Genomic DNA, 11,692 nt, shown 5'->3' with positions numbered 1-11,692 from the left:
CATCAGCATGGAGGCGGGAGCGGTAGATGGCCCTGTTGGCCGACGGAGTCAGCTCACTGTTCATCGATGGCAAGCGCTGCGAGGGTGCGGCGGGTACTTTTGCGACCGTCAACCCGGCCACCGAGGAAACGCTCGGCGTGGCGGCCGATGCCGATGCGGGTGACATGGACCGGGCGATCGAGGCTGCGCGCCGCGCATTCGACGACACCGATTGGTCGCGCAACACCGAATTGCGGGTGCGATGCGTGCGGCAGCTGCGTGACGCGATGCGTGAACACATCGAGGAGCTGCGCGCGCTGACCATCTCCGAAGTCGGGGCGCCGCGGATGCTCACCGCCGCCGCTCAATTGGAGGGTCCGGTCAATGACCTGGCCTTTTCTGCCGACACCGCCGAATCCTATTCCTGGAAACAGGATCTCGGTGCGGCGGCGCCCATGGGCATCCCGACGCGGCGCACCGTCGTTCGCGAGGCGGTGGGCGTCGTCGGCGCCATCACGCCGTGGAACTTCCCGCACCAGATCAACCTCGCCAAGCTGGGCCCCGCGCTAGCCGCGGGCAATACCGTCGTGCTGAAACCGGCACCGGACACATCGTGGTGCGCGGCGGTGCTCGGCGAACTGATCGCCGATTGCACCGACATCCCACCCGGCGTCGTCAACACCGTCACCTCCAGCGAACACGGCCTGGGCGATCTGTTGGCCAAAGACCCTCGCGTGGACACGGTTTCGTTCACCGGATCCACCGCGACCGGCCGCAGTGTGATGGCCGATGGGGCGGCCACCATCAAGAGAATGTTCTTGGAGCTGGGTGGCAAATCGGCCTTCATCGTGCTCGATGACGCCGACCTGGCCGCGGCGAACTCGGTATCGGCCTTCACCGCAAGCATGCATGCCGGGCAGGGGTGTGCGATCACCACCAGGCTGGTGGTGCCGCGTGCCCGCTACGACGAGGCCGTCGCAATAGCTGCGGGGACCATGTCGTCGATCAAGCCCGGCGATCCTGATGATGCCAGAACGGTTTGTGGTCCTTTGATTTCGCAACGGCAGCGGGACCGGGTACAGGGTTATCTCGACTTGGCGATCGCCGAAGGCGGAACCTTCGCTTGCGGCGGCGGGAGGCTGGCCGGCCGGCAGGTCGGTTACTTCATCGAGCCCACGGTGATCGCGGGTCTGACCAACGATGCCCGGCCCGCGCGCGAAGAGATCTTCGGTCCGGTGCTCACGGTGCTTGCCCACGACGGTGACGATGACGCCGTGCGCATCGCCAACGATTCACCGTATGGCTTGTCGGGCACCGTTTATGGCGGTGACCCGCAGCGAGCCGCCGACGTCGCCGCGCGGCTGCGGGTGGGCACCGTGAACGTCAACGGCGGGGTTTGGTATTGCGCTGATGCGCCGTTCGGGGGGATACAAGCAATCCGGGATCGGGCGTGAGATGGGCCTCGCCGGATTCGAGGAGTACCTGGAAACCAAGCTGATTGCGACTGCGGCGAACTAGAGGAGAACGCGTGGGACAGTTCGAGAACAAGGTGGCGATCGTTACCGGGGCGGCGCAGGGTATTGGCCAGGCGTATGCGGACGCCCTGGCTCGCGAGGGTGCGCGCGTGGTCGTCGCCGACATCAATGCCGAGGCCGCCGAGAAGACCGCAAAGCAGATTGTCGCCGACGGTGGCACGGCAATTCATGTGCCCGTGGATGTTTCCGATGAGGAGTCGGCCAGGGCGATGGCCGATCGTACGGTCAGCGAGTTCGGCGGCATCGACTACCTGGTGAACAACGCCGCGATCTACGGCGGCATGAAGCTCGACCTACTGCTGACGGTGCCGTTGGATTACTACAAGAAGTTCATGAGCGTCAACCACGACGGGGTGCTGGTGTGCACGCGCGCCGTGTACAAGCACATGGCCAAACGCGGTGGCGGGGCAATCGTGAACCAGTCGTCGACGGCGGCGTGGCTGTACTCGAACTTCTATGGTTTGGCCAAAGTCGGGGTCAACGGGCTTACCCAACAGCTTTCCCGTGAGCTTGGCGGAATGAAGATCCGGATCAATGCGATCGCGCCGGGACCGATCGACACCGAAGCCACCAGAACCGTCACGCCCGGCGAGTTCGTCAAGGACATGGTCAAGCAGATCCCGTTGAGCCGGATGGGGACTCCCGAGGACCTGGTGGGGATGTGCCTGTTCTTGCTCGGCGACCAGGCCTCCTGGATTACGGGGCAGATCTTCAATGTCGATGGCGGCCAGATCATCCGCTCGTAGCCACCGGAGACGATGCAAAGCCAAGCGATGACAAGGAGCGGCGCACATGTCTGAGCACCCGAAACTCGGGTACATCGGTCTGGGCAACCAGGGTGCCCCGATGGCCAAACGCCTGCTCGACTGGCCCGGCGGCCTAGTGGTTTACGACGTCCGGGCCGAGGCGATGACGCCGTTGGCCGAAGCCGGCGCCAGCGCCGCCGCCAGCGTCGCCGAGGTCGCCGGCGCCGACATCATCAGCGTGACCGTGCTCAACGACGCCCAGGTGCGTGAGGTGATCACCGGTGCGAACGGTCTGGCGGCACACGCGCGCGCGGGCACCATCATTGCGATTCACTCCACGATCAGCGACACCACCGCCGAAGAACTCGCGCGGGAACTGCGCCCGCGCGGGATTCACGTCATTGACGCGCCGGTCAGCGATGGTGCGGGAGCCGCTAGCAAGGGCCAACTGGCCACCATGGTGGGGGCCGGCGACGACGTCTTTGCCCGGGTCAAAGAGCCGTTCTCGTGCTGGGCAACGCTGGTGGTACATGCCGGCCGGCCCGGTGCGGGCACCCGAATGAAGCTGGCCCGCAACATGCTGACCTTCACCATTTATGCGGCCGTCGGCGAGGCCTGGAAGCTGGCCGAGGCAAGTGGGGTGAACCTGCAGGATCTGGGCAACGTGGTGCGCCACACGGACAAACTGACCAGCGGCGCCGGGTCGATCATGTTCCGTGATAACACGAAAGACCTTGAGCCTGGCCATTTCCTGTACGACGGATTTGTGCACGCCCGCGATCTTGGTGAGAAGGATCTGGGGCTGGCGCTGGCGTTGGGTGAGGCGCTGTCGGTCGATCTGCCGCTGGCTAGGCTCGCGCTGGAGCGGCTTGCGCCCGGTCTTGGGGTACCGCACACACAGAAGGACGCGTAATGGACGAACTGCGCCGCAAGGGCCTGGACAAGATGAACGAGGTCTACGGCTGGGAGATGCCCAACATCGAGGGTGACGCGTACTTCGACCTGACCGTTGATCACCTCTTCGGCACGATCTGGACCCGGCCGGGGCTGTCGATGCGCGACAGACGTCTCATGACGCTGACGGCGGTGACGGCGATCGGAAATCGCGACCTGGCCGAGATCCAGATCAACGCCGCGCTGCTCAACGGGGAACTCACCGAGGCCGAACTGAAGGAAATGGCGGTCTTCCTCACCCACTACCGCGGGTTTCCGCTGGGTTCGGGGCTCAATGGTGCGGTCGACACCGTGGTGGCGCGGCGTAAGAAGGGCGCCGGCGAGGACAAGAAGGGCAACGTCGACGACGCGTTGAAGATGCACTCGGGCGGCAAGCCGGACTGAGACGGTACCGGGCCGGGTGAGCCCGCTAGGCTTGCCCCGTGCGCGTCCTGGTGATCGGCTCCGGTGCCCGTGAACATGCTCTACTGCTGGCACTCGCCCGCGACCCGCAGGTCAGCGGGCTAGTTGTCGCTCCCGGGAACGCGGGCACCGCCCGGCTGGCCGAGCAACACGATGTCGATGTCACCTCCGGTGACGACGTCGTCGCGCTGGCCCGCGAGGTGCGCGCCGACCTGGTGGTTATCGGCCCGGAGGTGCCACTGGTCCTCGGGGTGGCCGACGCCGTTCGCGCGGCCGGAATCGTGTGTTTCGGCCCCAGCAAGGACGCGGCGCGCATCGAGGGATCCAAGGCGTTCGCCAAAGAGGTGATGGCCGCGGCCGGGGTACGCACCGCCAGCAGCGAGATCGTCGATAACCCCGCGCGCTTGGACGCCGCTCTCGATCGATTCGGGCCGCCCGCCGGTGACCCGGCCTGGGTGGTGAAAGACGACCACCTGGCCGCGGGCAAGGGTGTGGTGGTCACACCGGAGCGTGATGCCGCCCGGGCACACGCTGCCGGGCTGCTGGAAGCGGGGCGCCCGGTGCTGCTGGAGTCGTATCTGGACGGCCCCGAGGTATCGCTGTTCTGCGTGATCGACGGTGAGACCGTGGTGCCGCTGCTACCGGCGCAGGACTTCAAGCGGGTCGGAGAAGGTGATACCGGCCCCAACACCGGAGGAATGGGCGCCTACGCGCCGCTGCCCTGGCTGCCCGACTACAGCTACCGGCAAGTCGTCACCGAGATCATCGAACCCGTTGCGGCCGAGCTAGTTCGGCGTGGTTGCCCGTTCTCCGGATTGCTCTACGCCGGCCTGGCGATCACCGCGAAGGGGCCGGCGGTGGTCGAATTCAATTGCCGTTTCGGTGATCCGGAGACCCAGGCAGTGCTGGCGTTGCTGGACTCACCGCTCGGTCAGTTACTGCACGCCGCCGGTAGCGGAAAGCTGGCCGAATTCGGCGAACTGCGCTGGGGCGAGGGTGCCGCGGTGGCGGTGGTACTGGCCGCGGAGAACTATCCCGGACGGCCCCGCCTTGGCGACGTCATCGTCGGCGCCGACGCTGACGGGATCTTGCATGCGGGCACGGCACGCCGCGACGACGGGGCGATCGTGTCATCCGGGGGCAGGGTGCTCTCGGCGGTGGGAACCGGTGCTGACCTGGCCGCGGCGCGCGCGGACGCGTACCGCATTCTGGGGTCGATTCGTCTGTCGGGCAGTCATTTCCGCAATGACATTGGGCTGCTCGCCGCGCAGGGCAGGGTCGGCGGCTAACCCACCTCCCGAGCGGGCGATGCCCCTTTGGCGGCTTTCCTATCCCTGGTACTGCGGGCAGTAGGCGGTGATCGCCGCGTTGATGCCGGCGGACGCCTGTGCGGGCGTGATTCCGGTGTTGTTCACGGTCGCGGCGGCGGCATCATGGGGGGTTCCCCCGTTTTGCAGGCTGGTGCATACGGCACGGCCGGTGGCGGCCGCGGTTGCGGGGTCGGTGACGGTGATACCGGGAATCTCTGGCACCAGGGACAGGAAACTCTGGTCGGGGCTGGGGGATGTGGTGGTGCCGGCGGCGCCACAACGGGCGCGGGAATTCTGGAAACCGTTGGCGCGGAAATGATCTGGGTTTCGGCCGGTCGCTGTGGTGGCGGCGCGACTCGGTGCGGGGCCGGCACGGGTGGCATGGGCCGCGGCGGTGGCGGGTGCTGTGCCACCGGTTGGGTCGGCGACGGCGGAGGGCCTTGTTCCGGGGATGCGGCCAGCGTCCTGTGCGCAGAGGCAGTGGTGTCATTGGAGATCGAGTAGCCACTGGCGCCGACGGCAGTGAGCGCTAGCACCGTCGATGCTGCCGCGAAGATGCGCCACCTACCGCGCCGTTGCGGCGTTTCGCGGTCAGCCAAGGTTCGAGGCGCCGGGGTGGCCTTGGCCGGCCTGCTCGCCAGAGGTGCCGGCATGGTCGAAGCCGAGGACTTCGGGTGCCGGCCACAGCGGGCGGCCCGCGCGAACGCGTGCGCGAAATCTATGCATCGGGCGTATCGATCGGCGGGATTCTTCGCCAGAGCCACGGCCAGCACCGGGTCGAAGGCCGCGAGTTCGGGGCGGGTCTGGGCCAGCGCCGGTGGCGGGGTGGACAGGTGGCGACTGATCACCACGGCCGGGTTGGTGTGCGGGAACAATGTTGTCCCGGTCAGCAGGTGGTAGACGGTGGCGGCGAGCGCGTACTGATCGGCACGTCCGTCGATCGGTTCGTCCATCAGCTGTTCGGGCGCGGCGTAGGGGAACGTTCCGATGGTCATGTTGGTGGCGGTCAGACCACTGGCGTCGCCGATGTTGCGCGCTATTCCGAAGTCGCCCAACAGGATTCTCTGGCCGTCTTCGCCGGGGTCGCTGAGCAAGATGTTCGCCGGGCTGACGTCGCGGTGCAGCAGATCATGGTGCTGATGCGCGTAGTCGAGCGCGTTGGCGATCGCCGCGATGATTGTCGACACCTGATCTGCCGGCATGCCGACCGGGTAGTGGTCCCGTAGCAGGCTCGCCGCGTCGGTTCCCTCGACGTAGTCCATCGAGATCCAGAGAGCGCCGGCATGTTCGCCCCGGTCGTTCACCCGGACGATGTTCGGATGCCACAGCGCGGCGGCAACGTCGGCCTCCCTGATGAAGCGACGACGATAGTCGTCGTCGGCACAGACGCCGGCGCCGAGGACCTTGAGCGCTTCGTGGCGGGGCAACCGTGGGTGCTTGGCGAGGTAGACCTCGCCCATGCCGCCGGAACCCAGCAACCGGAGGATGGTGTATCCGGCAAATATTTCTCCGGCAGTCAACCCGATGCCGGGGTCTTGATGAACTAGTCCAACCATCACGCCGTCCATTGCAGTGTTGCCGGCGCCGACTCAGCGCTGGCCTGGGATTAGTCTAGGTAGTTCACGTTCCGTTTACCATGACGCCATCACCGGTTCATTGAAAAGTCTTACCTGATGGCCGGGTGCCGCCGCGAGCCGGACGACCAGCGAGCAACATCGTGGCGCTGGTTCGCGGCACCGTTGTCACGCGGTGTGCCGGATTCGCGGGGCCGAAGTGAAAGGTCGTTTGGTCCCTAAGGGTTGGGACGAATGCCTCCTGACGACCGCGCCACCGGGTTCTAGCGTCGAACCTAGGCAGCGGAGCTTTCAAGGGATAGGCGGCGGAATGGGCGGCGAGGTAGTGGATCCGGGAATCGTCATCGGCATCGACGGCTCGCCCGGCTCCGATGCGGCGCTGAAATGGGCCGTCCAGGAGGCCACGATGCGCAACGTGGCACTGACCGTGGTGCATGCTGCGGCCTACGTGCCGGACGCTGCGCCCAAGGTCGAATGGTTCGGTGACCCGGCTCCCGATGAACTTCTGCAGCAACTGGACACGCGGGCCCAGCAGGTTCTGGCCGACGCGGTGCAGATCGTCAAGGACGCCACCGGCGATCATCGTCTGCGCATCATCCATGAGCTCAGTTCGCAGTCACCCGTTCCCGCGCTCGTCGAGCTGTCCAGGAAAGCCGACCTGGTGGTGGTGGGCAGTCGCGGTCAGGGGTTGGTGAAGCGCATGCTGCTGGGCTCGGTCAGCACCGGGCTGGTCCATCACGCCCACTGCCCGGTCGCGGTGGTACCCAGCGAAGTCCCGCCACCGGTTGAGGGGCCGGTTGTGGTCGGCATCGATGGCTCGCCGGCGTCGGAGCTTGCCACCGCCATCGCTTTCGACGAGGCCTCCTGGCGGGGTGCGGAACTGGTCGCGCTACACGCCTGGACCGATGCCGAGATCCCCGCGGCGGCGAATCGGGACTGGACCGGCACCACCAGGACGTCGTGGTCGGAGCTGCAAGCGGCGGCCGACGAAACGCTGGCCGAGCGATTGGTCGGCTGGCGGGAACGCTATCCAGACGTGGTGGTCCGTCGAGTCGTCGTGGTCAACCGTGCCACCCAGCACCTGATCGAGCACGCGGAGTCCGCCCAGCTTGTGGTTGTCGGCAGCCATGGGCGCGGAGGATTCTCCGGGATGTTGCTCGGGTCGGTCAGCACCGCGGTGGTACACGCGGTCCGCGCACCCGTGATCGTCGCCAGGCAGGGCTAGCACCCGGCGCAAGAATCGCTGGTCGAAACTAGCCCGAGCCCGTCATCGCTGCGGCCGAAACGGTGCCCAGGCTGCGCCGCAGACTACGCACCGATGTTTTCGGGGCATGCGAGAACCTGAACAACAGCACGTGTGACTCGTCGGCTCTGGTGTGCGTCAGCGCCCGCAGCCGCTCTTGGAGGGAACCCAGGTGCGCGGCGAAATCGGGTGACAACCCACGTAGTTCGTCGTCGTTGCGCGCGTAGAGGAACACCGGAGCCAGGGGCTGCACCGCCAATCCGAGGTGTTGCGCGGTGATCCACACCGCCTCCATGGCCGAGCCGCCGCGCGCGTAGTCGGCCAGAGTATCGCCTTGAATGGACACCACGCCGAAGCCCGAGCTGGCACAGATGCGGGCGCGCGTGTAGTTGCCGAGCCCCGCACCGGCCTCCCACTCGGCGAGCTTACGTATCACGTCCGGGCGTCTGGCGATGTTGAAGCCGGTCAGCTCCCAGCGGTCCATCTCCAGGCTGCGCATGTCGATACCCGACTCCATGGAATCGGTGGTTGGCCAACGGATCTCCGACAACATCTCGGCGTGCATGTGCTGGGTCAGGTACCGAACGCGGTCTGAGGCGGCGAAAATCGACGCCACGTCCGCGATCTCGTCTGCACCGGTCAACAACTGCAGCCGAGCGCCCTCGGCCGCGGCCACCGCTTCCAGGGACGCGGCAACCCCGTCCTCGAGTGCGACAGCGGCACCCCGATGACGATTGGTTTCCCGCAGCCACATCGGCTCATAGAGGCGGGCCAGGTTGGGGTCCCCGCCGTCGGCAAGCTTGACCACGGCCGACAGTCGATGCCCGTGCCCGGCGATGTCGGCAGGTCCAAGTACTCCGTGTTTGGCCGCGGCAACTCGGGCGTTGAACCATGCGGCGCCGACGGCGACGGCGCTAGCGCGGTAGTCGACGTCCAACGTCGCGACGTGCTCGGTCGAGAGCTCGATGGTCACCGAATTCGGGTCGGTCTCGATATGCCAAGGCTGATTATTGGCGGCCGACGGCGCCCGATTGGCCGCGGCCGCGACGATGAGGTGCGCGGCTGACTCCGGTGGTTCGGCGGCCATCGCACAGTCCGCGCCCGACGGGCTGGATTCGTCATGCGGGGCGGGTTCGGCAACCCGATCGAGCGCCTGCCCGACGTCGATGCGCACCCGGCCCGATGCAAGCGGCTCGTTCAACCCGATGCGGCGCACGGCTTCACAGACCGCGGTCGCCCCGAGCGAGACCTCGCTGGCCAACTGCGGCCAGGTTGCCAGGGTTTGCTCGATCTCGACCAGCGAGGCCGCGGACCGGGTGGATAGTCCCTGGATGTCGAACAACCGGAGGATATAGGGGAGCTTCTCTCGATTGGACAAGCCCGACAGCTCGTCGAGGTCGATATCGCCCAACAGTCCGTGCAGGATGGGGCGCGACGGATCCATGTCGAACCGTTCGATGTCCACCAGGCCCCGGTCGCTGGTTGCCATCAGCACCGGAATGTGTCGTGCCCGGGCGGCGAGGCGGACCCCAACCTTCATGTCGAGCGAGTCGCATTCCTCGACGAGTATGTCGAGGCCGTCCAGGAACGCGTCCATGGCCGCGGCGGACAGCCCGGACGTGTTGACCTCCACGGGGAGGTAGGGATCGAGTTCGGCGATGCGCCGAGCCGCCACCGTCGCCTTGTTCACTCCCAGGTCGAAAACCGTTGCCGGTACCCGGTTGAGGTTGGAAACCTCGAGGGTATCGAAGTCGGCGAGCCGCAGCGTGCCGCACAGTCCTTGGGTGGCCAGCATGTGCGCGACGGCATGCCCCACGCTCAGGCCCACCACGCCGATCTTGAGCCGATCCGAGTCGATCCTGTTCGGAGCCGGTGATCAGGTTCCGGTTGCGATCCAGCCGCAGCGCCCGAAAAGATCTGGGGCCGAGGATGCTGACCACCGTCTTGCGCCAGGGATAAAACGCCCATCGCTTGGATTCGGCCATAATTTCCGGGGCCAGCGGGGGCAGCACACTTTGGGCATTGGCCTTCTGCTCGTCCCATCTGTCGATCACCTCGATATGTGGATCGGCGCGCAACTCCGCCAACGTACGCCGATCGCTAGCATCGGACTCATCGAGGATCACCGGGCGATTCACCGGCTCAGAGTAGCAACGGTCATCTTTTGGGGCGCGCTTGACTGGTGGTGTTGGAATCGCGGCAAATGGCGGCTGGTCGCTCGCCGCCGGATGTTTGCCAGTCGTCGACCAGATGCGTCGGCCCCGTCGCCGCGAATCGACCGCGATCATGCTGCGCGCCTGGTCCGGGCCCGGTTGACCGCCCGCATGCGGCTTGTCCGCGGACCGATTGCTGGTTGGGATGGAAAGAATCGGCATTCGGTTTGGGGATCGCGCCAATCCGGCCTCCGTCTTGGCCCAAAAAATCATCCCAGCTAACGACATTTGCCGTCAGCAAGATTGGTTTAGGGCGAGATCGTGGTTTCTAATTCTTGGTGCGAGTTGCTCGGACCAAATCATCATCGGATGACATTTCGATTGGACGTGCGGCAGTGAATTTGGAATGACGATGCAAATCGACGGCCGTGGTCAGAAGGTAGGGCTCCGGCGTTGTTGATTAGCAGGCTTGTGAGCTGGGTTGATGATCTTTGGTGCCGCGCTATTGGGGCCGGAGTGTAGGCACGGGCTATCTGGAGAACGATCGAGTTGGTTACTGTTCGTCGTTGGTCTGGAGTTGCCCGTGCCTACCGTTTCAGTATTGCCTGTGTCGTCGGTTCCAGAGGTGTTCGACCGCTGGAGTCCTGGTGAGCGCAGCGAGCTCATCGGATCGGAGTTTCTCGGTGTGTTGGTCTCGGTGCCAGACCCGAGGGACCCACGCGGTCGGAGGTATTCGCTGATGGCTTTGTTGGCGATCGCGGTTCTGGCCACTGCCGCGGGGATGCGCGGCTATGCTGGTTTTGCCACATGGGCGGCCACCGCTCCCGATGATGTGTTGGCCCAATTAGGGGTCCGGTTCCGGCGGCCCAGTGAGAAGACCTTCCGCGCTGTTTTGTCTCGGCTAGACCCCGCCGACCTCAACGCCAGGATGGGCAGTTACTTCACTGCACACGTGGCCAGCAGCGACCCCAGTGGATTGGTGCCGATCGCGTTGGACGGCAAGATGCTGCGTGGTGCCTTTACGCGCCAAAGCGACAGCCACGCATCTCGTGTCGGTGTTCACCCACCGTGCCCGATTGGTGCTCAGTCAACTCGCTGTCGCCGAGAAAAGCAATGAAATTCCCTGCGTACGTGCCCTGCTCACGCTGCTGCCGGGTAGCTTGCGGTGGCTGGTCACCGTGGATGCGATGCATACCCAGGTCGTCACCGCGAAGTTGATCTGCGCCACCTTGAAGTCGCACTACCTGATGATCGTCAAGTCCAACCAAGCCAAAATACTTGCGCGTATCACCGCGCTGCCCTGGGCCGAGGTGCCCGCAGCCGCTACCGACGACTCCCGCGGCCACGGCCGTGTCGAGACCCGCACCCTGCAAATCATCACCGCTGCACGAGGAATCGGCTTCCCCTACGCAAAACAAATCATCCGGATCACTCGTGAACGCTTGATCACCGCCACCGACCAGCGCAGCGTGGAGGTGGTCTATGCCATCTGCAGCCTGCCGTTCGAGCACGCCCGCCCTACCGCGATCATGACCTGGATGCGTCAACACTGGGGAATCGAGAACAGCCTGCACTGGATACGCGACGTCACCTTCGACGAAGACCGTCAAAGGGCACATACCGGAAACGGCGCACAGGTCCTAGCAACGCTACGCAACACCGCGATCAATCTGCACCGCCTCAACGGCGCCGACAACATCGCCGAAGCCTGCCGGATCACCGCTTTGACCGCCAACCGCCGCCTAGACCTCCTCAATCCACAATTCCCCAGCTCACAAGCCTGCTAATCAACAACG

6 protein-coding genes and 4 pseudogenes are annotated in these 11,692 nt (G+C 65.6%); 7 read left to right on the top strand and 3 right to left on the bottom strand.

Annotation, left to right across the window (positions count from 1 at the left end; all coding sequences use genetic code 11):
* Positions 1–26 precede the first annotated feature (26 nt).
* From CKW46_RS27055 to purD, 5 genes and pseudogenes are all read left to right on the top strand, one after another.
* Positions 27–1,497, top strand: a pseudogene (locus tag CKW46_RS27055) (aldehyde dehydrogenase).
* 10 nt (positions 1,498–1,507) lie between these two features.
* Entirely contained in the window at positions 1,508–2,260 is a 753-nt protein-coding gene (locus tag CKW46_RS27050; protein ID WP_012396457.1) for an SDR family oxidoreductase, read from the top strand.
* 46 nt (positions 2,261–2,306) lie between these two features.
* Complete coding sequence (locus tag CKW46_RS27045) at positions 2,307–3,173, top strand: NAD(P)-dependent oxidoreductase (RefSeq protein ID WP_482052605.1); 867 nt, start codon at positions 2,307–2,309, stop codon at positions 3,171–3,173.
* Positions 3,173–3,598, top strand: coding sequence for a carboxymuconolactone decarboxylase family protein (locus CKW46_RS27040; RefSeq protein ID WP_117436673.1), 426 nt, complete (start codon positions 3,173–3,175; stop codon positions 3,596–3,598). Before CKW46_RS27045 ends, CKW46_RS27040 begins: the two co-directional genes overlap by 1 nt.
* 38 nt (positions 3,599–3,636) lie before the next feature.
* Positions 3,637–4,905 carry a phosphoribosylamine--glycine ligase gene (gene purD / locus CKW46_RS27035; protein WP_117436674.1) on the top strand — a complete coding sequence of 423 codons (1,269 nt, stop codon included), beginning with the start codon at positions 3,637–3,639 and terminating at the stop codon, positions 4,903–4,905.
* Positions 4,906–4,944: 39 nt separating this feature from the next.
* Here purD and CKW46_RS27030 read toward each other — a convergent pair whose 3' ends face one another.
* Both CKW46_RS27030 and CKW46_RS27025 read right to left on the bottom strand, forming a co-directional pair.
* On the bottom strand, positions 4,945–5,148 hold the full coding sequence (locus CKW46_RS27030) for a DUF732 domain-containing protein (protein WP_499018542.1): 204 nt from the start codon (positions 5,146–5,148) through the stop codon (positions 4,945–4,947).
* A gap of 481 nt (positions 5,149–5,629) precedes the next feature.
* Positions 5,630–6,494, bottom strand: a pseudogene (locus CKW46_RS27025) (serine/threonine-protein kinase); the annotation flags it as partial.
* A gap of 316 nt (positions 6,495–6,810) precedes the next feature.
* Between CKW46_RS27025 and CKW46_RS27020 the strand changes: the two are divergent.
* The gene (locus CKW46_RS27020; RefSeq protein WP_015357310.1) at positions 6,811–7,725 is read left to right on the top strand and encodes a universal stress protein; all 915 of its coding nucleotides are present in this window, start codon (positions 6,811–6,813) and stop codon (positions 7,723–7,725) included.
* Positions 7,726–7,753: 28 nt separating this feature from the next.
* Here the strand turns inward: CKW46_RS27020 and CKW46_RS27015 are convergent.
* Positions 7,754–9,881 (bottom strand): annotated as a pseudogene (locus tag CKW46_RS27015) (Rv1355c family protein).
* Positions 9,882–10,479: 598 nt separating this feature from the next.
* On the opposite strand from CKW46_RS27015, the pseudogene CKW46_RS27010 reads away from it, so the two are divergent.
* Positions 10,480–11,683, top strand: a pseudogene (locus tag CKW46_RS27010) (ISAs1-like element IS2404/ISMul1 family transposase).
* Positions 11,684–11,692 lie beyond the last annotated feature (9 nt).

Origin of the sequence: Mycobacterium liflandii, from assembly GCF_022354805.1 — a bacterium.
Lineage (GTDB): Bacteria > Actinomycetota > Actinomycetes > Mycobacteriales > Mycobacteriaceae > Mycobacterium > Mycobacterium marinum.
This window is presented reverse-complemented; position numbering and strand designations above follow the sequence as displayed.

Coding starts and splice junctions, on each gene's coding strand:
- CKW46_RS27045 (WP_482052605.1), top strand. CDS start 2,307: ATGTCTGAGCACCCGAAACTCGGGTACATCGGTCTGGGCAACCAGGGT.
- CKW46_RS27040 (WP_117436673.1), top strand. CDS start 3,173: ATGGACGAACTGCGCCGCAAGGGCCTGGACAAGATGAACGAGGTCTAC.
- CKW46_RS27020 (WP_015357310.1), top strand. CDS start 6,811: ATGGGCGGCGAGGTAGTGGATCCGGGAATCGTCATCGGCATCGACGGC.